Annotated in this window: 17 protein-coding genes; 10 read left to right on the top strand and 7 right to left on the bottom strand. The window is 50.3% G+C overall.

Annotation, left to right across the window (positions count from 1 at the left end):
- Window positions 1-144 precede the first annotated feature (144 nt).
- From JR346_RS01320 to JR346_RS01305, 4 genes are all read right to left on the bottom strand, one after another.
- Window positions 145-1,446 carry a hypothetical protein gene (locus tag JR346_RS01320; RefSeq protein WP_205482633.1) on the bottom strand — a complete coding sequence of 434 codons (1,302 nt, stop codon included), beginning with the start codon at window positions 1,444-1,446 and terminating at the stop codon, window positions 145-147.
- 215 nt (window positions 1,447-1,661) lie between these two features.
- On the bottom strand, window positions 1,662-3,437 hold the full coding sequence (locus tag JR346_RS01315; RefSeq protein ID WP_205482632.1) for a hypothetical protein: 1,776 nt from the start codon (window positions 3,435-3,437) through the stop codon (window positions 1,662-1,664).
- A gap of 110 nt (window positions 3,438-3,547) precedes the next feature.
- Window positions 3,548-4,351 carry a class F sortase gene (locus tag JR346_RS01310; RefSeq protein ID WP_205482631.1) on the bottom strand — a complete coding sequence of 268 codons (804 nt, stop codon included), beginning with the start codon at window positions 4,349-4,351 and terminating at the stop codon, window positions 3,548-3,550.
- Window positions 4,352-4,567: 216 nt separating this feature from the next.
- Window positions 4,568-5,296 carry a hypothetical protein gene (locus tag JR346_RS01305; protein WP_205482630.1) on the bottom strand — a complete coding sequence of 243 codons (729 nt, stop codon included), beginning with the start codon at window positions 5,294-5,296 and terminating at the stop codon, window positions 4,568-4,570.
- 118 nt (window positions 5,297-5,414) lie between these two features.
- Here JR346_RS01305 and JR346_RS01300 point away from each other — a divergent pair, with 118 nt between their 5' ends.
- From JR346_RS01300 to JR346_RS01280, 5 genes are all read left to right on the top strand, one after another.
- Window positions 5,415-6,068: an AAA family ATPase gene (locus JR346_RS01300; RefSeq protein WP_205482629.1), complete on the top strand. Its 654-nt coding sequence runs from the start codon at window positions 5,415-5,417 to the stop codon at window positions 6,066-6,068.
- Window positions 6,061-6,435 carry a hypothetical protein gene (locus tag JR346_RS01295; RefSeq protein WP_205482628.1) on the top strand — a complete coding sequence of 125 codons (375 nt, stop codon included), beginning with the start codon at window positions 6,061-6,063 and terminating at the stop codon, window positions 6,433-6,435. The genes JR346_RS01300 and JR346_RS01295 overlap by 8 nt, the downstream gene beginning before the upstream one ends.
- 99 nt (window positions 6,436-6,534) lie before the next feature.
- Window positions 6,535-7,032: a single-stranded DNA-binding protein gene (locus tag JR346_RS01290; RefSeq protein ID WP_205482627.1), complete on the top strand. Its 498-nt coding sequence runs from the start codon at window positions 6,535-6,537 to the stop codon at window positions 7,030-7,032.
- A 420-nt stretch (window positions 7,033-7,452) separates the two neighbouring features.
- A complete protein-coding gene (locus tag JR346_RS01285; RefSeq protein ID WP_205482626.1) occupies window positions 7,453-7,902 on the top strand; it encodes a TnpV protein in 450 nt (149 codons plus the stop codon).
- A 401-nt stretch (window positions 7,903-8,303) separates the two neighbouring features.
- The gene (locus tag JR346_RS01280; RefSeq protein WP_205482625.1) at window positions 8,304-12,905 is read left to right on the top strand and encodes a helicase-related protein; all 4,602 of its coding nucleotides are present in this window, start codon (window positions 8,304-8,306) and stop codon (window positions 12,903-12,905) included.
- Window positions 12,906-13,084: 179 nt separating this feature from the next.
- On the opposite strand, the gene JR346_RS01275 is transcribed toward JR346_RS01280, so the two are convergent.
- Both JR346_RS01275 and JR346_RS01270 read right to left on the bottom strand, forming a co-directional pair.
- Window positions 13,085-15,373, bottom strand: coding sequence for a S8 family serine peptidase (locus tag JR346_RS01275; RefSeq protein WP_205482624.1), 2,289 nt, complete (start codon window positions 15,371-15,373; stop codon window positions 13,085-13,087).
- A 16-nt stretch (window positions 15,374-15,389) separates the two neighbouring features.
- The gene (locus tag JR346_RS01270; protein ID WP_205482623.1) at window positions 15,390-15,752 is read right to left on the bottom strand and encodes a hypothetical protein; all 363 of its coding nucleotides are present in this window, start codon (window positions 15,750-15,752) and stop codon (window positions 15,390-15,392) included.
- A gap of 169 nt (window positions 15,753-15,921) precedes the next feature.
- On the opposite strand from JR346_RS01270, the gene JR346_RS01265 reads away from it, so the two are divergent.
- From JR346_RS01265 to JR346_RS01250, 4 genes are all read left to right on the top strand, one after another.
- On the top strand, window positions 15,922-16,158 hold the full coding sequence (locus tag JR346_RS01265) for a hypothetical protein (RefSeq protein ID WP_205482622.1): 237 nt from the start codon (window positions 15,922-15,924) through the stop codon (window positions 16,156-16,158).
- A 2-nt stretch (window positions 16,159-16,160) separates the two neighbouring features.
- Complete coding sequence (locus JR346_RS01260; RefSeq protein WP_205482621.1) at window positions 16,161-16,514, top strand: hypothetical protein; 354 nt, start codon at window positions 16,161-16,163, stop codon at window positions 16,512-16,514.
- A gap of 94 nt (window positions 16,515-16,608) precedes the next feature.
- Window positions 16,609-17,085 carry an HNH endonuclease gene (locus JR346_RS01255; protein ID WP_205482620.1) on the top strand — a complete coding sequence of 159 codons (477 nt, stop codon included), beginning with the start codon at window positions 16,609-16,611 and terminating at the stop codon, window positions 17,083-17,085.
- A 353-nt stretch (window positions 17,086-17,438) separates the two neighbouring features.
- Window positions 17,439-17,801: a hypothetical protein gene (locus JR346_RS01250; RefSeq protein ID WP_205482619.1), complete on the top strand. Its 363-nt coding sequence runs from the start codon at window positions 17,439-17,441 to the stop codon at window positions 17,799-17,801.
- A gap of 505 nt (window positions 17,802-18,306) precedes the next feature.
- On the opposite strand, the gene JR346_RS01245 is transcribed toward JR346_RS01250, so the two are convergent.
- Window positions 18,307-18,711, bottom strand: coding sequence for a hypothetical protein (locus JR346_RS01245; protein WP_205482618.1), 405 nt, complete (start codon window positions 18,709-18,711; stop codon window positions 18,307-18,309).
- Window positions 18,712-19,461: 750 nt separating this feature from the next.
- Between JR346_RS01245 and mobF the strand changes: the two genes are divergently transcribed.
- A complete protein-coding gene (gene mobF / locus JR346_RS01240; RefSeq protein ID WP_205482617.1) occupies window positions 19,462-24,588 on the top strand; it encodes a MobF family relaxase in 5,127 nt (1,708 codons plus the stop codon).
- The last annotated feature ends 69 nt before the right edge of the window (window positions 24,589-24,657 follow it).

The raw sequence follows: 24,657 nt of genomic DNA, 5'->3' as shown, positions 1-24,657 counted from the left end.
GTCAACACTACTTCCAGGCCACTGTCGCACCTACAGGAAACAAATCCAAAAGGTTCCGCAGACTCACACTAATGGGTGAGACTACGGAACCTTTTAGGGGTACCTCACGGTAAAGCTATCTACTGTGAAGACAACTCACCAGATTTATGCCTGACGAGCACGAGAAGCCCACACAGCCACAGCACCACTAGCCAGCAACACACCAAGAGCCACCAGCATAGAACCGGTATTGATGCCAGTTTTAGCTAGCACCCTCCGCTCAGCACCAGCGGCAGTTTCACTCTGTGCCTCAGCAGTAGAACCCTGCTCACTGGTAACAGTTTCAACTACAGAACTCTTGGCTGAGCTGACGGAACTCTCAGCTGCATTATTCTCAGTAGTTTGCTCAGCAGTCTGAGCAGAAGATACCGACTCGCTAGCGTCAGTAGGTGCAGAAGACTCTGAGACCACAGGGGTCTTAGTCTCAACCGGAGCAGGAGCCCCAGTCTCAACCGGAGCAGGAGCCCCAGTCTCAACCGGAGCAGGAGCCCCAGTTACTACCGGAGCAGGCTCAACCGGTGCAGTCTCAACCGGAACAGGAGCCCCAGCCTCAACCGGAACAACCGTCTCAACAGGGGCAGGCTCAACAACCCCCACCCCCGCAGCATCCAAAGAAGCCCGCAAAATCTCAGGGAAATCATACCCATAATGATCCACACCGGGAATAACATGCATAACCGTATGAGTAAACCCAGCCCCCTCAAAAAAAGCCTTACCCTGATGCGCCGCACCATAAGCACTCCAAGTAGCAGGCCACGTCACCCCTTCACCATCATTCTGACCAACCCACCAATGCATCGGCATCACCAAATCACTAGCAGCAGCCAAAGACTGCAACCCATTCGAGCCACCGCCACCAACCATGATGGAACCACCCCCAGTACGCCAACTGCCCTGACGATCTACAGCCAGCTCAAACGTCTGAAACTCAGCACCACCTGAATACCCAATCGTCCACACCTGGGAACGGTTCAAACCCTTTTCAGCAATCAACGAAGAAGCCAAGGAACGGAAAAAATCACCATTAGCATCAGCATCCTCCCACCAAGTAATACCATCACCACCAGCATTCTGATCCGGTGAAATCACAGGAACAAAGACCATATTACGTTCGTTCGCTACCTGAGCCATACGAATCAAATCAGAATTATTCGGATCCCAAATCTTTGACTGACTGGTATTCCAGTAGTCCCCATCAAAATAGAAGACCACACCAGGATTTTTAGAGTAATCCACACCCGCATCATAGATGTGATAGGAGGAAGAAAGACCATTAGAAGCAGTGTAGGAGTTAAAAGAAGAAGAGGGGACGGTATCAGCTTGTGCAGCAGGGGCAAGAGCGCCCAAGCTCATCAGGGACAGAGCACCAACGCTCAGGGCTGTAGCAGAGATTTTCTTGAGATTCATCAGATTTTCCTTATCCATTCAGGTGAAGTAGTGGTATCTAAGAGTAGGAATCAAAGTGCAGAAAGGCCTGAGCATAAAGCTCCTTTCGCTTAGATACTCAGGCCTTCCCTTCATTCATCACTCACCTACTCGGTGCTTTCGTTACCAGCTGATACATTACAAGCCGTAAGGGGACTTGTCATGATCATCGCAATAGCTTGTAACGGAAGATTTTTCTACTTGGCAAAGAAGCTAGCGATACGCTTACGGAATGCCAGACCAAACCCTGCCAGTACAGCTGCAAGACCGCCGAAGAGACCAAGAGCTGAGGTCTCAGAGGCGATACCGGTCTTAGCTGCTACTGAACGATCAGAGGCAGCGGAAGCACCTGCTGAGGTAGCTGATGCGTTAGTGCTGCTGGTCTTGGCAGTTGCCTCTGTCTGGGTTGAGGAACCGTTGCCGCCGCTGTTGGCTAGAGCCTGGGATTGCTCGGTCGTGGAAACAGAATCGGAGTTGGCCTTAGCCTTCTGAGCCTGTTCCATGGCAACGTTCACGGCGTTATTGACGGTAACGTTGTTGGTGTTGGTGTTGGTGTTGGTGTTCTCAGAGGACTGGGACTGTTCCTGACTCTGGTTCTGGGTTTGGGACTGCTCGTTGGAGTTGTTGTTCTCGTTCGAGTTGTTGTTCTCCACCTTCACCTCAATAGGGGTGGGAGCAGGAGTAGGCTCATTAGGCTTCGGAGCCTCAGTCACCACTACGGTCTCAGATTCCTCACCACACAGACCCTGGTCAAGGATATTGCCGTCCTTATCGTAAAGAGTCTCAACAAAACCGTAAGTACCAGCAGAAGTAACAGTGATCTTCTCGGTGGTGTAGTCACCTGCACCGGTCACATCAATGCGCTTGGTCTCGGCAACCAGAGAATCATCGGTGCACTGGGGGTTATCGGCCAGCACCTTCTTCTGATTAGTGGAATCTGAGAGCTTGTAGAGCTTCACGCTCATGTACGCGCCCTCGGGAACATCACCAGTAACCTTAGCAGTGTCCCAGATTTCGGCCTTGCCGTCGGTCAGCTGAACATCATCAGATGCAACAGTAGTAACCTCAGGAGCCTTAGGAGCAGGAGTAACTACAGGAGGGTCAGGAGTAACTACAGGAGCAAATGCTGCTACAGCAGTAGCAGTTGCAGAGATCGTCTTACCAGCAATGAAAAGATCCTGGTGATCAGGGCTTTCCAAGATGATAAAAGCAGTATTAGGAATATTAGAGACATCTGCGCTAACAGCAACATCACCAGCCTGAGCATCAGCAGGAATAGAGATGGCAATCTCTGCGGTATCAGCAGAAACAGTCTTGGACTGGGTGCCGTCTTCAAAAGTACCCAGACCGGTAAGGGTATAGGTCACAAAGTAGTTGCCGCCAGAAAGGTTAGTTACCAAGGTCGCAGTGCGGGCTTCGTGATTGATAGTAATGGTTGGCTCTGCCAGCTTGAAGTCTACGTATGCCCCGTAGTTAGCCAGCGCCTCAGCCTTGAGCTCTTCGCCCTTGTCAATCTGCCCCTGAGTCAAACCAACAGCTGAACCGGGGTAGTAGGGAGAAGCCAAAGACATCACCGCGTACTGAACCGCAGCAGGATCTACGCTAAGGTCAGCGCCGTACTTAGAAAGCAGGTAGCCAGCAGCCTTACCCTGCTCATCGTTCCACGCGGTATTACCAAGGGCAGTGAAAGCCCCATGGACAGTGCGGTAGTTATCGTCATCGTAGCCAAAAGCATTCAATGCTGCCGGATCCTGGGGGTCACCGTTACAGAATGCGTAGTCCCCATTAGAGAGCTGGAAGCGGTTCCAGAAAGCAGAATCATCCATTGCACCGGGATTGTTCTGAACTTGGTCAACAATCGCAACAGGTGCAGCGTGAGCTGCGGTCATAGCAAGAGGAGCAATTCCTCCGGCCAAGGCCAGTGACATGCCACCGATAGCGGTAGCCTTACGGTAGATATTGGTCGTAGCCAATGCTCTATTTCCTTTCAGTGAGTGCTATGCACAAGCACCCTTTAGTGCATGGTGCCTCTGTGCTTGTGCATTATTTGCCCTGTTCAAGCTGGTGAGCCTGCCCAGGAAATCTATTCGATGGCGGTAGCGGTTACGACATAATTTGAGTCATAAACAGTGACGCCATAGCTGTTGGTTACCCCGTCACAGGTAGCAAGAACCAGTTTTCTCGGGCCGGTCGTTGCCTCAATGCTGTAGTGGGTGGAGAAGTCTTCCCATTTGACGGTTTGTGGCTCTTCATCGTCGATACGCCATTTGGTGATGGTGCCCTCTGCTGAGGTGGTGCGGACAATCATTCCGGGTTTGACCTTGTAGAGATTCGACATCGGTGCCCAGTTGCCGTTAGACCAGTTCACGTGCCCTGCAATGGTGGTTGTGCCTTCTGTCGCATCTAGGGGCGCTGAGGTATTGAGCCACCCTGCCTGGTAAGAAACCGGTAAAACCATCTCGTATTCATTGGTATTTGCTCCCTCTACTAGTGGGGATTCAACGATAGGGATAACGAGGTTGACTTCTGGGATAGATAGTTCTAGGGGTGCTAGTACGTCCCAGTTGTGTTCTGCTGGGCCTATTCCTCCACCGGGTGATATGCCCTCAAGGGTGATGGTGGTGGTGGCATCTGCTGGCATGCCCTGGCTATCTGCTGCTACGGGGCTAGCTGCTTGACCTGTGACGGTGAGGTTTGGGGAATCTGTGGCTGTGGTCGGTGATTCGTAGAAGTCTTTAGTGCCGTAGGAGGGCGCTAGAGCGATGCTTTGGAGAATGTCGTGTTGCCCATCGAGGCAGTGGTCTAGCGCGAGGGTGCCGGTGCCGATGGAGGCGATAGCTAGGCAGGAGATGAGGGCGTTAGTGACGCGGTTTTTGTTCGTTGTCATGGGGGGGGTCACCTCCGTTCTGTTGGGTATGGTAGGGACTGCCTGCCCAATCGCATCTTTCACAGTGCTGGTGGTTAGCTTTCCCACGGTGTGTGGTTGTAAGGGGCATGTGTTTTCTTACAACCCCACAACACCAATAATACACACACTTTTCTGTTTTATATCTTTATTTTGATTTTTACTGTAAGAAAATATTCGTACCCACAGCAGGAAGCACTACACCATCAAATTGCGCAGCTCATCAAGTAAGTATCGGCTCGAGTTCTCTGCAACAACTAGCAGCTCTTGATTGCGTGCCTGATGTAGCTGTTGAAGAAGATCCACCCCCACCCCATCAACTTTCAGCTCTTCCGGCTTGAGAAAGTCAATAGCTACTAGACCCACATGAGGAGACACCTCGTATTCACCAGCGATTCCTAGAATGTGCGAGATGGTGAGTTTGTTACTGCTAATAAGGCGAGAGATATAGCTTTGCTGCGTGCCTAAGACACGCGCTATTTCAACAGTGCGCCAATCTGGGTGAATGTCATCCAGCCAGCGGCGTTGTGAATCTTGTGAACCGGCTATTTTTTTCACCGGTGATTTCAGGTCAGCTTTTCTAGCCAGCAATTCCTGATAGACGGCACTAGCCTCTATCAAAGGGGCAAGTCTTGCGAAGCTGATATCTTGGGCGCTAAGACCAAGCAAGGATTCATACCCTTTAAAAGAGCCAAGCTGCTGAACGGGATCCAGTCCTAGATGCCTAGACATTGCCACTACCGACTCAGCCTGCATGGAGTCTGCCTGTTTCCGGGCTGAGAACGTGGCAGGGGAAACCCCTACCATGTGGCTAATTTTTCTGCCATTAGAACCAGGGGATACGCGGTCACACCACGCCATGAAGTCGGCTGTTCTTATTTTCATCTGTAGCTTTTCTCTAGTCATCTCACGAGTCTTACCAGCCATTTTATAGGTTGCAGCTCGTTCTCAGCTTCCCAGCTAACAACAAGAAGAAGTAGAACAATATTGTTTTGTTGTGTTCTATATTGTTGCCTATTATATTGTTTATTGTTATACTGGTTGCATGATTCTACTGATTGCAAACCAAAAAGGTGGAGTTGGTAAATCCACACTGACCATCAACCTTGCTGTTGCGCTTCAGGAACTTGGCAAAAGCGTTGCCATAGTCGAAGCTGACCCGTCCATTCGCACCGTCTCACGCTGGGGAGACGATAGAGAAGCAGCAGGACACCAGCCCTTCTTCATCATTCGCAAAGAGGGACGCATTGCTTCAACCCTGCAACAGCTCCAGACCACTTACGATGTAGTACTTGTAGACACCGCGGGCAAAGATTCAGAGGAACTGCGTTCAGCAATGCTCGTTGCAGATATCATGCTGATACCCACTCGCACCTCACAGCCCGACCTTGACGCTACTTTTGACATGGTCTCACTCATTGAAACGGTTCAGGTACTCAACGAAAACCTCAAGCCTTTGATAGTTGTGGCGCAAGCTTCAACACATGCTTTATCTGATGATGTCTCAGAAGCCCGCGCGTATCTCAAGGACACCCCTGAATACATGCGTGTAGCAAACACCGTGGTTCATCATCGCAAGGCTTACCAAACAGTCCTTGAAGAAGGACTTTCTGTCCTAGAAAGCAAGGACAATAAAGCCAAGGCTGAAATGCAGCTTTTGGCAGCCGAAATTCTCGAACAAGGAAGATTCAATGGTTAAAAGAAGATCCCGCGAGGAGTTTGCTGAAACTTTCCTTTCTGGTGTCGAAAAAGATGCCCCGTGGAAAACCCAGCAAGCACCTAGCGAACGTAGCGAAGAGGTAGCATCTCAGACCACTGCCGAGCAGTTAGCAGATACCCCCGCACCCTCTGCACTCCCCCAGGATGCCAAGCAGAGACTACGAGCCAGAGCTAAAGCAGGTAGGAAAAATGGTGTTTACACCATCCAAGCCACCAAATCTCAAAAGGCGTTGATGGTTCACGCCGCCGATGCTCTTGACATATCCCAAGCAAAATTGCTTGAGCGATACTTCTTCGCACCTCTTGAAGAAGAATTTGGAGCGGATGTCCCCTTCATCGAGGAATAGGAACATTAACTAAACAATATTGTGGTGTTGTGTTCTAAACAGTTTTGTTTTGTTCTAAACACAACACCACACCTCCCCCTTTCACCCTAGGAGCATCTCATGCACGATATCCCCATCACCATCACCGGAAATATCACCAAAACCCCGACCATTCAGTACCTCCAAAGCGGTGCAGCCGTACTACGAATGACAGTAGCCTCCACCCCTCAGTACTATTCCAAGGCCGAGCAAGGCTATGTTGACGGGGAAACCACTTACATGCCTATCGAACTACGCTCTGCCGGGTCAACCAAACATAACGACTACATTGAGCGTCAGGCAGATATTTACCGCAGTGGAGACCGCGTCATCGTCACCGGCAAGCTGGTTACTCGTAGCCGCCCAGAGGGTGATGACACCAAACGCTGGAACGTGGTGATGGTTGATGAGATGGGCCCCAGCAGCCGTTTTGCAGACATCGAGATCAAGCGTCCTCATAAAGCCACACAGTCTCCTAGCGCACCAGCGGCACCAGCGGCACCAGCAGCGAATTTTCCCACCCGACACCTCCCCAGCCAGCAGCAACCACCGCTGCGTGGATACACACCAGAGAGCTAGCAATCATGGAATACAGGCCTTATCACCAGCCACCTCCCCAGAAGCAGTCCTTAGGGTCAATCTGGCATGAGTTCAATCAGGGGCTGAGACTGGCTGGGTCTATCATCGGCTTTCCTTTGATACTTATCCCGGTTTTAGGCTGGATCCCCGCTTTCCGCACTCTTATGGGGTACTTATTTCTGTGGTATCTCATCATCTTCATGTCAGCCTTTGTCCTTAACCTCTTCTTCGGACTCATCCCCCTAAATCAATAAATAGATAAGTAAATCATTTTCATATCTTAATTTTGTTTTAACTTGGTGTTACCTACCCACATCTAGGTCAAGGAGACACCAATGGCACCGCGCCGCAAGCCCCACGTCATCGACGGTCAAGTAGACCTCTTCGAATACTTATTCTCACCCGACCAGGAGGAAATCAATGAACGAGTACGGCAGGCAAGCCCAGAAAAACTGGGAGCTCTTAGCACCACAAGCAACCAAAGAAATCTTGAATCAGGACCCGAACTTCTTCCACAACCTAGGCGAACAAGCACACGAGAAAGTAGTGGAACTGTCCAGGCAACTAGCTGGTCAGGATCTACCGGAGGAAACCTTCCTAGAGAAACTGGGGAGACTGAACATGTCCAAGCTTCAAGCACAGGAAATCGTGAGCCACGAAATGCTGATGCCGACCACGCAGGAAGTAACCAACGAGCAACAGACACAGCCCGGGGAAACACCGCAGCTGCATCAGGAACCGGAAACGAAGATGCTGGGCGACAGAATCCAATACTGGATGCCGGGACAAGTAGGCTGGAGCGACGACCCGGACGAGGGCTGGCAGGAAGCACTACCACTGGAGACGCCCACCACCGATTCCAACCAGTAACACAAAGCGTGCTTGCACCGAGCCAAGTGCAAGCACGCTTTAACGCCAACCTCAAAGCAATATCCCTATTGCACACCCTAGAAGAAGAAAACCGGCCAGCCACCCTAGAAGAAAAAGCCACACTCGCTAAATGGTCAGGCTGGGGAGCAGTCGGGCTCTCCGAAATCTTCAATGAAGCCCGCCAAGAGTTCGAACCAGAACGCGCGGAACTCCAAGAAGCGCTAACCCCCGAAGAATACGCAGCAGCCCGCCGCACAACACTCAACGCTCATTACACTGACCCTGCATACGCGTCCGTTATCTGGCAAGCTCTTGAAGAACTCGGCCTCAACAAAGGACGCGTCCTGGAACCGGGATCAGGAGCAGGAACCTTCATCGGACTAGCACCACAGGCCGTTGATATGACTGGTGTTGAGTTAGACCCTATCAGCGCGGCAATCTCTCAAAAGATCTACCCCCACGCGCAAATCCGCCAAGAGTCTTTTGCAGATACCTTCATCCCTGAAAACTATTTCGATGCGACCATTGGCAACGTCCCCTTCAGCCAGAGCATTCTTCACGACCCAAAGCACAATGCCAACCGGCATTCAATGCACAATCACTTCATCATCAAGTCCCTAGCACTAACCAAACCCGGTGGTGTCGTCGCGGTTATCTCCAGCACCTTCACAATGGACACTAAAAACCCCGCAGCCCGACAAGAAATCTACAAAACAGCTGATTTACTTGGTGCCTACCGCCTACCAGAAAAAGCTTTCAGCCGCTCAGCTGGAACATCAGTGATGACCGACGTTCTTATCTTCCGCAAGCGCCCCGCAGACCAAAAGCCACTCAGCGATACGTGGATAACGGTATCTGAAAAACAAAATGGTGAGTACATCTACTACCGCAATGACTATTTTGATGACCCCAGCCGACTTCTAGGCACTGCCGATTATGGGCTAGATAGGTGGGGCAATATTCGAGAAACCATTATCAGCAGCGATCTTTCCCAAACAGCCCATTTGCTTCACCAGGCAATCCACAAAGACATCACCGCAGCGCAAGAAGCCGGGTACACCTACAGTGCTGCTCCTTCAACCATTGCCCCCGGCGTCCCGTTGCTTCCATCCACCGAAAAACTCATGGAAGGGCACATCACCGACCAAGGCGATGGAACCTTCACTATTTATAGCGAGGGTATCCAGCAGCCACTGAAAGTACCTTCCACGCAGCGTCAAGAACTATCGGCCTTGCTCTCTTTACGTGACCACGGACGAGCTCTTCTGGAGCAAGAAGCTAGGCAAAGTGTAGACACCCCAGCTATTACAGCCTCCCGCGCTGCTTTGAAAGACTCCTACGAGAAATACGTACAGCGCTACGGCCCCATTAACCGGTACACCCAGAGTCAAACCGCCAACGGCAATATCATTCGTCGCAGCGCACCAGTGATGTCTTTGCTCACCAAGGATCCTTACGGAGCTTTCGTCACCGCTTTGGAAGGCTTTGATAACACAACGCAAAGTGCTAAACCTTCGGATTTGATGCTGCACCGCGTCCTAGAACCGCGCACGGTAGCAACTACCGCCGATAACATCGATGATGCCTTATCGCTATGCCTTGACCAGCGCGGGCAATTGGATTTACCTTACATCAGCAAGCTGCTTAATATTAGCGAGCAAGAAAGCATCCAGCGCCTCGATGACCGTATTTTCCTTGATCCACAACACCCTGAAAAACCCATCTACCTCACTCGCGAAGAATACCTCTCAGGTGACGTCAGGCAGAAACTGGAACAAGCCCAACACGCCGCAGCGCAAGATCCACGTTTTGAACGCAATGTTCAAGCTCTTATTCCTGTCATCCCGCGTGATCTAACGGCATCACAAATCGATGCGAAAATCGGGGCTGTATGGATTGATGAAAAATACCACCAGCAGTTCCTCCGTGAAGTCCTAGGAGATACACGAGGAATCATGAAACGCATTTCTGGTGCCCAGTGGGTCTATCAAGGGGCAAAATATAACCGGGGCGGTTGGGGCACCGAGCATTACCCACCCTACAAACTTTTGGGATACATCGCAGAGCAACGAAAAATCTCTGTTTCATCACTCGATGAGCAAGGCAAGCGAGTACTCAATCAGGTAGCTACCCAAAAAGCTTTAGAACGGGCTGAGAAAATCCGTGAACGCTTCCGCACGTGGCTATGGGAAGACCCCGAACGTGCTTCACATCTGACGCAAAAATATAACCGTATGTTCAATAATCTTGCGCCACGCGATTACAGCAAAGCAGGTAAGAATCTTTCTTTACCGGGGCTGGTGAAAACCTTCGCGCCTCGGGACCATCAACGCTCTGCTGTTGCACGTATGATTCAAGAACCTAGTGTAGGTCTTTTCCATCAAGTGGGAGCAGGTAAAACAGCGGTAATGGTGATGGGCACTATGGAGCTGAAGCGTTTGGGATTGGTTAATAAGCCTTGTGTTGTCGTACCTAACCACATGCTGGAACAATTCGGGCGTGAATGGTTGACCATGTACCCCCAAGCCAAGCTACTTCTTGGCTCTAGCGAAGCAGTTACAAAGAAGAACCTCAAAAGCTTTGTGGCCAAGGTTGCTACCAGTAACTGGGACGCGGTCATTATGACGCATTCTGCTTTCACCCGTGTTGGGGTATCTAACGCACGTAAGGCCCAGTACATTGGCCAAGAAGTTGCTCTTACCAAGGAAGGTATTGAGCGATTCAATGAACGTGCCAATGACGCGGCACGACGGGCTGCTTCCCGCCGTATCAAGCAGATTGAAGCGACTCTTCAACGCGATGAAGAACAGCGCAAAACCTTGATGAATGCACCAAAGATCGATGGTATTTCGTTCGAGGAATCAGGGATTGATTATTTATGTATCGATGAGATGCACGAATTTAAAAATCTCAAGACCGTTTCGCATATCTCAGATGCGAATATTGAAGGGGCTTCTAAAGCCTCAGATTTGCACATGAAAGTGCAATATTTACGACAGGAGTATGGGGATCGCGTTATTACCGCAGCTACCGGCACACCGATTGCCAACTCTATTGCTGAGATGCATGTCATGAAACGGTTCTTAGCCCCGCAGCTTCTAGAACAAAATAATATGGTTGATTTTGATTCTTGGGCAGCAACTTTCGGTCAAACTGTGTCGGCTATGGAAATGACGGTAGCAGGTGGAGATTCTTACCATCTGAAAACTCGCTTCGCGCAGTTTCAGAATGTCCCGGAGCTCTCAGCAATGTTCCGCTCTTTTGGAGATGTGAAACTGGCCTCTGATTTGGATTTACCTACTCCTGATATTGCTCTTAATTCCAAAGGCGAGCGAGCCCCAGAGGTGCTGGTTCTACCTCAAAATGATATGCAGAAAATCTTCTCTAAGCATTTGGATTACCGTCTCAAGCAGCTCTCTGGTGGTCCTTCTGAGGGTGCAGATAATCCTTTGGTGATTCTTTCCGATGGTAGGAAGCTAGCTCTTGATACGCGATTGATTGACCCTGCTTTAAGCGTCCCCCATATGGACACGAAAGCTACTCGTACTGCCCAGCTTTTGGCTCAGGTCTATCGCAAATATGAGCACCAAGAGTATCTAGCGGGCAATGGGCAATCTATCCATGATCGCAAGGGCGCTTTGCAGATTGTCTTCTGTGATTTAGGGGCACCGTCAGAGGACAAATTCTCTGTTTATCAGGAGCTCAAAGACCAGTGCGTTATGCAGGGTATCCCTGAGGAGAAAGTCCGCTTTATCCATGAGGCAGCAAATGACGTTCAAAAAGCCCGTCTTTTTGAGCAATGCCGCAGTGGAGAAGTCGCTGTTTTGATCGGTTCAACGAAGAAAATGGGGGTCGGTACTAACATCCAAGATCGCCTTGTCCATATGGTGCATCTGGATGTTCCTTGGAGACCAGCAGATATGGAACAGCGCAACGGGCGTATCCTGCGCCAGGGCAACCAAAATGATGAAGTCATGTTGACTCACGTATGCACGGAAAAAAGTGTAGATGTGGTGATGCTGCAAACAGTAGAGCGCAAAAAGAAATTCATTAATCAGTTGCTTTCTGGCACGTTGACCGAGCGCACGATTGAGGATATCGGTTCTTCTGCTGAAGATTACGAGCGGTTTAAAGCTGAAGTTTCTGGTAATCCGCTGGAGCTGAGGAAAGCTGATCTGCGGCGTAAATTGACCGAGCTAGAGCTCTCAGAAAGTGGTCATAGGGTCGAGCAGAACCAGCTACAATTCGAGGTTTCTTCCTTGGCTTCATCTATTCCGCGCCGGCAAGAAGCTCTGGAGGATATTCAGCGGATTCTTCCGAAGCTACGTTCTACTGCTGGTGATCTTTTCACGATGCGTGTGAATGATTGGTCGGGCGATAAGCGTGTTGATGCTCTTGCCCAGATGGGGCAGTGGGCACAACGGGAACTTTCCAGCCGGCGTCCTTCTATGGTGAGTGAAACGGATTTGGGTACTTTCGCATCTCTTGGAGGTCTAGAGTTCAAGGCAGTATTAGGCAAGCGTAATTACAGTGAAATGGCTCAAACGCCGGTAGATATTCGCGTAGTGGGAGCTGAGCATTTACGAGTAGAGTCTTCACTTGCTGAATTTAGTTCGCCGTCTTTGGGTTTGGTCACTCGTATGGAGAATCTGGTGCAGCGTCTTCCTCATCGAGCTGAGGTTTTGGAGTCAGAGCTCACCTGTGATCGTAAGACGCTAGATAGTCTACGTTCTCGTGTAGGTACTTCTTTTGACCGAGCCGCAGAATTAGAAGAAGTTCGTCGCGAGTACCAGAAAGTGTTAAAGGAGCACAAAGCCTATCAGAAATCGCATCTAGCGTCTTCAAAGTCTAAAGCTGGTGGGTCTGTTTCGTGTTTCGCTCAAGATGTTTTAGTGAAAGTGAATCAAGTAATTACGCGCCGTAGTGGTTCGCAGACGATCCCGCAAGAGATGAAGATTGCCCCTGAGATTCATCAGAGTCAGCCCCGCCAGCAGATGATGTAAGATTGAGGCAAGAATGCTTTGAAGTCTTGGGCATTCCATCAATCAGTAGGAATCATAAAGACTCAGCAAAAGCACCGAGCGTCCTTTAATCCTCGAAGCATCATGAGACGGTTAGTGCTTTTGCACGATGCGGTGCGCAGTAGTGTTTTTTTGCGCACCGCATTATTATTTTGTGTTTTTTACCAGCGGCTTACCCATGTGCCGCCATTAGCAGACCAGTTGATGGCCTGCCCGCCTGAGAATTTCACCTGATATACTCCATTGCCGATATGTGCTTCTGAAGAGACTGGATAGCCAAAGACCGAGGTATAGCCGTTATTGCGCCAGTGCCAGTAGATAGCGCCATTAGTGTTAAGCCGTTGGGATCCAGTGGATTCAGACCACCAGTATCCTGTTTGTGTGCCCCTTGCTGTGGAGAAGATCTGGTAGGAGCCGCCCGGGATAGCGATTTCATCGGTCGTGGGGAACCCATCCGTATTCAGACCGCCTTGGGATACCCAATGATGAAAGATTGCTCCTTGACCGTTAATGCTGTGAGCACCTGTTTGTGGGCTCCAGTAGAAGCGTGTTTCTTTGCTTCCATGAATGAATGTTTGGCGTACACCATGATGAATTGCTACTTCATCTTCATGAGGTACACCAAAACGTGCGGCTGCGCCTTCGGCAGTATATTTCGCCCCGATTGCCCCAGCTTCCCATACTTTATGTACACGGTGGTGGGATGCTCCCCAGTACAAAGAGGTGAAGCGTCCGCTGCTGTCAACAAATTTTTGTGTGCTACCACCTGGGACAGCTATTTCATCTGTGATGGGATATCCATATCCACGTTCGTAGTCTGCCAATCGGTATGTATTTCCAATTGCCCCGGCCCAGTACATTGGATGCGCCCCGTAGCGTGGTGTCCAGTAAAGTGACATCGAGCGTTCAAAATGCTGGATAGCTCCCCCTAAGATCGAGGGAAATTCGTTACCAGTAGGAGCACCAAATCGACCTTGCCCACCATAGCGGTAATAAGCAGATGCAATACCTGATTCCGGCTTGATGCTAGGGGCAGAGCTTGCCCTGAAACTGGGGCTAGGCGGGACAGCTTTGACCGCGGCGTCTACCGCAGCCGCAGCGTTCACCTGTCGGTAGCCAGCTACCGGCTTGCCAGTATCCACAAGGATTTTCCTGATTTGCTCGACAGTCAAATGGGGATTAGCTTGCTTCATTAGAGCAATAGTTCCGGTGACGTAAGGCGCGGCCATTGAGGTGCCATTTTTATTGCCGTAGCTAGGAAGACCCAATAAGCTCCAGCCAGTATTAGTAGTGGAGTAGATATCTATGCCAGTTGTTCCCCCTGGTGCCACGAGGTCTAGCATCGAGCCGTAATTGCTGTATGTAGCAAGTGCTCCCCATGAGGTGGAAGCACCGACAACGATCGCTCGGTAGCAATTTGCAGGTTCATAGTAGGAAGCATTGCCACCGTTGTTTCCCGAGGCTACCACTACTGGAATATTTTTTGACAATGCAAAGTTGATTGCTCGGCTCATGGTCGATGAGCACTGGTTGGAAGGATAAGCTAAAGAAGCGTTGATGACATTTACAGGGCGGTGGTTGTTCGGGATTCCTGTCACTGAGCCACCGGCTGCCCAGATAATTGCGTCGGCAATATCTGAAACGTAGCCTGTGCCGTAGATTCCTAGAGCTCGTGCGTGCACGATATCTGCATCATGAGCTATACCTGCGATGCCGCTGCCATTGACTTTTGCAGCCAGCTGTCCTTGGATAAAGCTACCGTGCCAATTGGCGTTAGCGTTGAGGTTTCCAGTATCTCGCGCGTCAGGATCGCGCCCGTTGCCGTCTCGGGAGATGTAGGGCGAAGATACGAAGTCGTAGGATGCCACAGGAGCAGATAGATCTGGGTGAGACGTCCAGCCAGTATCGATAATACCGATGGTTTGATTCTTTCCTGTATATCCGCGGTTCCAAGCAGGGACGGGGTTCACGTAGTTCGCGCCGTAGGCCCATAGGTAGGAATAACCTGGTTCGGATTGAGCAGCTGAGGCTACTGCTTTGACGATTTTGTCTGGTTCAGCAGTCTCTACTTGCGGGTTTTCTTCTAAAGCGGTAATGGCTTCTTGCTGTTGTGCTGGGTCTAAAGCCGTGTCGGTCTGTACGACTACGGTTGTAGTGTCTTCAGCTACTTTGTCTTTGACGATTGTTGTTTGTGAAACGGTGTCGATTTCGCGTGAGACTTCGTGAAGAGCTTCAGCTTTTTCTTGGTCGCTGGTGCTTTCTTTGAAGGTGACAACGAGTCGGTCGGTGAGCTCTATGACGCTGGAGTTATCTGTTGCAAGGTGCTCTACGGCTTGCTGGATGTCTTTTGTCGGTGTTGCTGATGCTGTTGGGGTGATTACTCCTAGAAGGCTGAGGGTTGTCAGGGAGAGCAGCAGAGGTTGGCGGAGCTTTTTGACGCGGTATTTCATGAAGTGTTCTCCAGACTTAGTTTGCTATTTCGTGGGGCTCTTGGCTTGGTGATTCTTTGAGGAGCTGGCGCACTTCAGAAGGTGCTAGGCAGATGCGCTGCGAGATTTCTTGTTGGCTGATGCCCTCTTCTTTGAATCGCGCTACGATGTGGGACTTTTCTGCTTCAGTGCCTTGGATGATGGTTACAAGTTCTTTGCGTAGTTGCTGAATTTTTGTTTCGTGCTCTTCGATTTTCTTGTCGATTGCTGCTGCTCCGCTGGTTTCGTAGATGCTGAAGTAGTCTTCAGCTAGTGCTAGGAGTCGGTTTTCTTTTTCTTGGAAGGCTTGTGCAGCTTCTATTGCTTTGCGGCGAGCGGTGTTGTTTTTGGTGTTCTTCATGATGGTTCTGCCGTGGTTGTGGCAGCCTCCTCTTAATCAAGTTTTAGATATATGTTTATAATGTAGATACTATATTAAATCTTGTAGCGCGCCAGAACCCCTAAGGGGGGTAATAAATCTATTGCTTCAAAATATTTATTGTCACTCAATTATGAGATATAATTACTGTATGGTCATCAATTTCACCACTTCGGCAGCACGACATGGCATATCAGAGGAAGATGCACTCTACGCCGCCACACACGCCGTTGAGAAAAAGCCAATCATTGACCGGCGAGGCAATAAGGCACTGCTTTTTATCGGGCCACCACACGGGCAAACAGATAGATTGATTGAAGTCATCGCCAGCTTTGATGGAAAAGATTTTCTGATTTATCACGCAATAGATACAGGGAAGAGGAAGTAGAAATGGAAAAGGCACTTATTCGCGACGAAAGTTACTGGGAACAGCGCGCTGATGAAGCACTGAACGGTGACTACACCATCGACCCCGACGGGGAGCACCTCTACGACCAAGAGGCCGCAGAGTCAGCAAAGGCACTTTTTAGAGAAATTGCAGGAACTGATGACCCCGCAGAGCTGGCAAAAATGGCTCGCGGACGCCGCAGACTTGATGATACAAAGAAAAAACCGTCACCAATGCTGCATTTACGACTACCAGAAGAGCTGAACTCCACCATCCGTGATATGGCTCATCAGCGAGGCGAGAGCACTTCAGAGGTAGCTAGAGAACTTCTTTTTAAAGGATTGGCGGCAGCCTAAGAAAAAACTGAAAACTGACCGGTGTAGCTACCCAAAAGAAGCTACACCGGTCAGACTTCTTTTAAGGCATACACCGCAGCAGATAGATGGAGTAATGAGCAAAGAGAAGGAGCGCTTTTTTAGGCATGTCGTCAAAGGTCCTGACCTATCCAGCTGCTGGATTTGGACAGGAGCCATTAGCAATGACGGGTACGGAATTTTCTGGCGTAAAGATCCGGTCACAGGAAAAGATTCCCCCATCAAAGCACACCGATATGTATTATTACTTCTATCCCAAGATGCCCAATTGCCAGAAGGGGCGCAGGCGCTGCACAAATGTGACAACACTTTATGTGTTAGGGCGAGTAGGGATGGATCAACGCATCTGGTTCTCGGCACGCGAGCAGAAAATATGGCGGATCGCGCACGTCGTGGTCGTTCTAATTTGCAATCGAATCAGCGCAGCAGTAAAAAGCAGCGTGCGCAGGCAGCGCGGGAAATTAGAGACTACATCAAGCGCAAGGGGTACAGTCAAGATCTTATTGACCAGCTCATGAAAGGTTCAATCGCTGGACAGCAAACGCTCTTCTAAAGCAGTGAGCAGATAGCTGGGCTTAGGGTGAAACTCCCAAATGTAGAACAGCAATAAATTTGTGATACATTAATCCCATGAAGGTTATCTTCTTACCAAGTGCAGGCAAACACGGATACACAGAGGCTGACGCTCTCCACGCTATACACAACTACCAGCGCCATAAACCCCAGTTTGACCAATCTCGAATCCGCTCCCTACCAGACCCAGATCTCTACATTGGACCAGCACCAAACGGCGACCTGCTCGAAGTCATGGTTTATCAAGTCGCACCCGACATCGTTATTTTTCACTGCATGAAGTTACGCGGCAAAACCTACACCAAGGCCTTTCAGTAACACCAAGGAGACAACATGACCACTTACTCAGATTTTGAAAATATGGACATGAGCAACCTAACCTTGGCCGACCATGAAAAAATCGGCAAAGCACTCTCAGCATGGGCAGAATCTGACGACTTCTTCGAAGCACTCGACAGGACAGAGTTTCTGCCCCGAACCCCCGAGGGAGTAGAACAAGCAGAAAAGATTGTTCGCGCAGCTACTCGCGGTCGTCCTGCTCTATCCACAGCCGTCCACGGCAAATCCCCTACCGTCAACGCCCGCGTCACCCCTAACATCAAAGAGCGCCTCACCAGCTACGCCAAAGACCAGGGTCTCAAACCTTCAGATGTCATCCGCGATGCCCTAGATAGCTACCTGCCTAAAACCGCATAGCTGATTACCCACAGGCAGCCGACGCTTAAGAAAGCACAGCGTCTGAAAGGTGCAGCGCGCCCTTGGAGTGAAAACCTGCTGAAGAGTTAGAAACATCCAACAGATAGCATCTTGCAATTACATTGCAAGATGCTTTTTCATGCCCTCAAATTGAAGCTCCGCTAAATCAACATCGCTGCGCAAAAGGCATCAGCCGCAAGTATCTGATACTTCCCTATCCCATGAAGCTGTCCTCACACAACACCCCAGTCCCCTTGCAGAGTCCACCTGCTACTGGAGTCACCTTGTCTAAGGGCAGCTTCCCTCTTCGTGCCGTGTTGAACGTTCTGAGGTAACTCGCAGGTGGTCTTCTCCCGAATCTTATAGGCATGGTTTTTCACACTCAAACTTTCACCCGATGTTTGAGGGTGGAAGCCCCGCCCTCACGGGCGGGGAGAAAGCCAGTGTCGACTACAGCTAAATCGACTCGTTCCCATTGCGTTACAGCTTCCAGTACAACGCGTCCCTAAAAGAACCCATCATCCTCCAACTCATCGATAAACCCCTGCGAAGATGCTGGTGGTGGAGTCTCATCCTCATCTGCCGCTGTCTCATCGTATTCTGGTTCTTCACCGAAAATCAAAGCCGCATCATCGTCGTAGTAATCATCCTCATCGTCAAATATTTCATCTACAGATTCCCATTGCAGGGGTACAGAAAGCTCTACACGAAAGTCGCGTCCGCCTTTGCCTAAGATGATTCCTTCGGCTTTTGCGGCTGCGGCTCCTTCTTTATCTGTGAGCTTTTTCTTCCTCACCGGAGCCGGTTTCGCCGCTGGCGTGGTTGCCGGTGCGCAGAACACGCTAGGTTGTTGAGGTGTCGGTGGGTTTAGCTGCCAGCCGGTAGGAGCTGGCAGTACTTCATCACCCACAAAACAACCGAGGGACTGAAACAGAACCTAGAGCAAATCCTAGAGTTCACCTACGAGGAAACTACAGAGATAGCGCACTGGATAGTAGGTAATCGCAACTTCACGAACATCGGGGACATCATCGACTACCTCAGAGAAACCAGCTACGAGATTTTTGCAGAAATCATCAGCGAAAACATGGGAGTAGACATCGACAAGGTAACGATAAAGATTTCGAGTGCAACAAACTGAGTCCCCACACAAAATAAGGTAGTCCCTCCCGATAGACCCAACGGTCACAGCCAGCAAGGGACCACCAGCGCCTTACGGCGCGGCTTCGATTTTACACCCTCGACACGGATACGCACATGATTCTTATGAGAGCCGCTAATCGTTCGTTCCTCACTGGCGGCTCTCATAGAATCATGCACTACTTGTGGAAAAGCCATGGACAACTACACTCCTCCGCAAGCTCCCCCGTGCATAAGTTGTCCACAGCTTTACCACAAGAACCTCAGCTCTGATGCAAAAATCTACTTCAAAATTCCTCCGCAAGCTCCCCCATTTTTACGCAGATTTTCCCACACAGGCTGGTCTCCCGTGCAAAATCGCGAAAAGGGTTTCGGACAGAAAAAAGGAGAGACAGCTACACCGATCCTGTTCGCAAGCTCCCAGGCTTTTGCCTCTCTTTTTTGTCACACCTCATGCATTGAATGACTCAGGAGCCTGTATTATGAGTCATTCATAATAAAAACATGTAGAATAGTAGTTATGATGACCCTGCATAAGCTGTCGGCGGGCGACGGCTACACCTACTACACCCACGAGGTGGCCAGTGGTGATGCCTTGCGCGCTGAGGGTCGCGAAATCGGTGATTACTACACCGTTGAGGGTCTTCCACCGGGGCAGTTTGTAGGTTCTGGTGCCTCCATGTTGGGTCTTGGTGGTGCCGTCTCTGAAGAGGATATGAGCATCCTATTCTCGGGTAATCCCTTGCCTATGCAGACTGAGAAGCTAATGGAGATTTTCGCTGATCGTGGGGCGAAGCAGGGGCGTATTGCAGTGCAGGGGTGGGAAGAAAAGCGGGTGGAGTTCGCCCTTAAAGAGTGGGAGTATGTACACCGTGCTAGGTGCGGAGTGACGCAAGAGGAGATCGGGAAACAGCTTCAAGGCGACCGTAAAAATCCCATCACTCAGCAGAGTGTTAGCGAGCATTTGGAGCGTTTGCGTCAAGAAGGGCACACCCTCACCAAGTACCCCAAAGACCTCGACATCACCGACCCCAAAACCGTAGAAGCACTCAAAAAAGAGTTCATCAACCGCTACCGACTCAACGATCATCAATGGCGCATAGCCAAGGCCTACGGCAAAAAACTAGCCCAAGAACAGAACAAAAAAGACAAAACAAACGACACCGCCGAACGCACCTACAAGGGAGCAGACACCCCCTACCTACGTGCAGTCGAAGCCGAAAAAGCTAGAATCTTCCGCCTAGAAGACCGCCAACCTACAGCCAAAGAACTACGTGAAATCAAGCTCCAAGCAGCAGCAACTACCTTCCGTCAAGAGCACTCACGCGAACCCAAAAACGAAGTCGAACTGCGCAAATGGATGGCGGAGCAGAGCACCCCTAAGCAAAAAACTATCACCGGCTTTGACATGGTATTCACCCCCTCAAAATCAGTTTCTATTGCCTGGGGACTAGGGGATGAAACCCTACGAAAGGGTATTGAAGCTGCCCACGAAAAAGCCATTCAAGACGTTGTTGCCTACCTCGAAGAGAACGTTATCTACACCCGCCGAGGCTACAACGGCAAAGCTCAAGAAGAAGTACAAGGCGGAATTATCGCTACCAAATTCCGTCATTACGACTCCCGTCATGGAGACCCGAACCTCCACGATCACTTAGTCATTGCTAACAAAGTCATGGGTCAAGACAAGCGTTGGCTCACCGTCGACGGACGTATGCTCTACTCCTACAATGTGACAGCATCCGAGGTTTATAACTCCCGCATCGCCCAGCACATCCACCAAGATTTAGGCCTGGAATTTGTCGCTAAAGAGCAGCGCGGCAAGAAGATTTATGAGCTTGCAGGCATCAGCGAAGAAGCTATTGAGCACTTTTCTTCACGTCGCTCAGACATCAAAAAAGAGTTCCAGAAGCTTAAAGAACAGTTCCTTGAAGAGCATGGATACGCACCTAATGCTAGGCAGCGTACTCTCCTTCAGCAGCAAGCTACTATCGCCACTCGTCCTGCTAAATCTGAGGCGAAATCTTTGCAGGAGCTCAACGAACAGTGGGTGAAGTCCCTTGAAAACGCAGTAGAACTACCAGTGGGTGAAGAGCTTTTAGAGAATCTGCGACAGGCATCAGCAGAACAAGCAGACGTTATTGCTGCTGATATTGCCCAAACGATTGCAACTCCTTTAGAGGAACATGCCAAGGTAATTATCGACCGTCTTGAAGAGTCCCGCAGTACTTGGCGTGTACCTAACATTGAAGCTGAAGCGCAACGATACTTCCGTGATGTCACCAGCGGAGCCGGTGTTGATAAAGAATTTTTCGACTCCGCGGTTGAGGCTGTCAAGCAACAAAGCATCGCGATGAACAACTTCCAGACGATGCCTTTGCCTACTCACCGCAAGCGTTCTGACGGCACCAGTGTCTACTTGCGCGCTGACTACCAGATCTTTAGTTCTCGGAATATTTTTGAAGCAGAACAGACAATTCTCAACGCCGCAGCGCATACAAAAGTTATCCCTGTAGCTACCGAAGACTTATTCTTATCGCAGCTGAAAAAGCTCACTGCCGAAGGTGCGCAGCTCTCTGAATCTCAGCAAGCAATGGCCCGTGAGTTTCTCACCAGCGAGAAACTTCTGAGTATTGGTATCGGTCCGGCAGGTGCTGGTAAGACCACTAGCTCCAAGCTCACGGTAGCAACCGCTCAGGCAGCAGGGCATCAAGTCATTGGTCTTGCACCTACCGCAGCGGCTGCGGCTGTGATGCGACAAGAACTGGGGATCAAAGCAGACACCCTCGATAAATTCCTGTTCCATATGCCCACTGTCAAAGCCGGAGATGTGCTTCTTGTCGATGAGATCGGCATGGTATCCACCCCCAAACTTGCCAAGCTCGTCAAGATTGCTGAGCTCAACGGTGCAGTTATCCGCGGTATTGGTGACTACCGTCAGCTTTCAGCTATTGGTTCTGGTGGTGCGCTTCGTTTGATTGAGCGTGAGGTCGGGGCGGTCTACCTCGAAGATGTTTTCCGCTTCAAAAACCAAGAAGAAGCAGCAGCTTCTTTGCAGTTGCGTGAGCCTGCTGTGCGTGGTGCAGATAAGCCTTTCAAGTGGTATCTAGATAATGGGCGCGTTACCACTGGCGCCAAAGATATCATGGTTGATAACGTGTTTGCGGCATGGGCCAAGGATAAAGACCAGGGCAAGAACTCCGTGATGCTTGCTGGCACGAATGAACTGGTAACTGAGCTTAACGAGCGGGCTCAGGCGCGGGCAGTTGATATGGGGTGGGTCTCTGGGGATAACTTTGTGCTTGCTCATACCGGCTCACGTATCCACCAAGGGGATCTTGTCGTGACCCGCCTCAATAACCGTAAAATCACCATGAACCGGGGCAAAGATTTCGTGAAAAACGGTGATTTGTGGACTGTTAGCCAAGTCCATGAAGACGGTTCTTTGCAGCTGAAGAACGCTGCTGGTCACGGTACGGTTACTGTTCCGGATGCTTATGTACGTGAGTATGTGGAGCTTGGTTATGCATCGACCATTAACCGTGCTCAGGGCGCGACCGTGGACACTGTTCATGCGATGGTGGATAATTCCACTGAACGTTCAGCAGCCTACGTTGCTTTATCTCGCGGGCGCGAGAGCAACCGTCTCTACGTTCTGACGGATAAAGACACCACGCGCGATGAAGTGCTGGAGAACATTACTGGTAATTACGATCGTTCTTTGTCGTTCCATGAAGAGGTTGCACGTGCTGTTAGTGAAAACCGCGATATTGCCCACCGTCTAGATATTTACCAAGACCTCACTGATGAAGCGATGAAGGACGCTATGGCGAAGGTAGCGCACCATGCGGTCGGTAAAGATCTAGCGAAAACTGTTATCTCATCTGATGGTTGGGGCGCGTTAGCTCACGAGCTTGCTGATGCGTATAAGGAAGGTATCGACCCCGAGCAGCTGTTCAAGCGTGCCTATGAGTCTCGTGCTTTTGATAATGCTGATGATTATGCTGCTGTGATGTATTGGCGTGTGCAGGATATACGTGTTGATGATGCACAAAAGCGTGAGAATACTTCGCGTAGTTCTTTGGCTGCTCTCAGCGATAAGCACCTTGATTTGCTGATTGAGCGTTCTGCGCTTTTGACGAAACCTTTGCGTGAGCGTGTACTGGAAGACCCGAACTGGGCTTCTCGTCCCTTTGCTTTGACCCCTCAAAATGAGTTGCGTGAGCGTTTGTCTAGGGCTGCTGCTGCTTTACGTGCCAACGAGGATAATCCCAAACTTTACGCTGAAATTAATGAGCGCGTTGAGTTAATGCAGATGGAGATCGCCCGTCGTCGGTGGTCTTCTGGTGAGCAGATGCATGTAGAACGCATTGTTCGTGGTGAAATTCCGCGCTCTGGTTCTCACATGAGTATTCACCAGGCTTTGGTGCTGGAGAAGCAAGTACGTGAGTCTTTGTTGCCGCGTCTTGATACTACTTCTACCAAGTCTCAGGTGACTGTGCGTGGTGGGGTATCAGTGCATACCTTGGATTCTTCGTGGGAACGTGATCCCTATATCAAGGATGAATACCGTCAGGTACTCGGTGAGCACCGCCGTCAGATTGCAGAGCTCTTAGAATTACGCGGACGTCAAATCTCTGTGACGCGTCCTGTGTGGGCGCAGGCGCTAGGCCAGGTGCCAGCGTCAAAGCGTAATGCGAAGCATTGGTATCGTGTGGCTGCTGAGGTTGAGGCTTATCGCCATAAGTACCAGATTGCCGATAGTGAGCCGGTCGCTGTTCCTCAGAAATACCGTGAGTCTGAGCGTGGGAAGTATCTAGCGGATGCTGTGGCTAATGTTCACAAGCGCTCTCGTTTGTCTTCTTCTTGGAAGTCTCAGGAAAGTTCTCGTTTTGAGTACGCTGAGGCTGAGTTTGCTTATGCCCAAAAGTATAAGCTCTCAGATGCCCAGTTGTTGGTTCAGTATGAAAGGGAGTTGAAGCCGTTGAATCTTATGGATATTGATTTTGAGCGTATCCGTCAGCAGCAGCGCCGCAAGGTGCAGGCTCAGGCGCAGCAGCTCATGAAAAAGTACGGTGATACTGTACTGATGCGTGCTTTGACGGACGAGAATGTAGCGCGCGGTTGTGTGAAAGAAATGGATGCTCATCTCAAAACCCTCGGCGAGCAGATTCTCAAGAGTGCTCAGGCTGATGTGGCTATCATGAGCGCCTCGTTTGAGGCCATGATTGAAGCAAAGAAAGCCGGGGACAAGGCTACTGCCAAGTTCCATGAGCAGAAATACAATGTGTTGTATGAAAACTATGCCGATAAGTACAACACCCACGAGTTGCCTAGTGTGGAAAAACAGTGGTTGCTGAATCATCCTGCCTACCGTCAGTCTCATGAAATGCTGGAACGCTCTAAAGCAGCGTGGGCTGATTCCAAACATCAGGTGAGTGTGGTGCAAAAGGCTACAGCTGCCTCTGCCGCGCGTCGCGCAGCTACTACTGGTAGTACATCTGGACCGGTTGTGCCCTCTACGAGGGCTCAGGAGCTGAAGAATAAAGTGCAGCAGGTTACTGGGCAGCGTCCGGCACCTCAGCAACCTGCCCCGACCATGCCAGTGACCGACCCCGCGCGTATTCAACGCGGACGTCAGCTATAAAAAGAAGGCAACGCCATAGGGCAAGCCCCTTAAACAGAAAAACAGGGGGCGGGGTAACACATATCAATG

Source organism: Rothia sp. ZJ932, from assembly GCF_016924835.1.
Classification (GTDB): domain Bacteria; phylum Actinomycetota; class Actinomycetes; order Actinomycetales; family Micrococcaceae; genus Rothia.
Note: the sequence above shows the minus strand (reverse complement) of the source record. Positions and strands in the feature narration are given on the sequence as shown.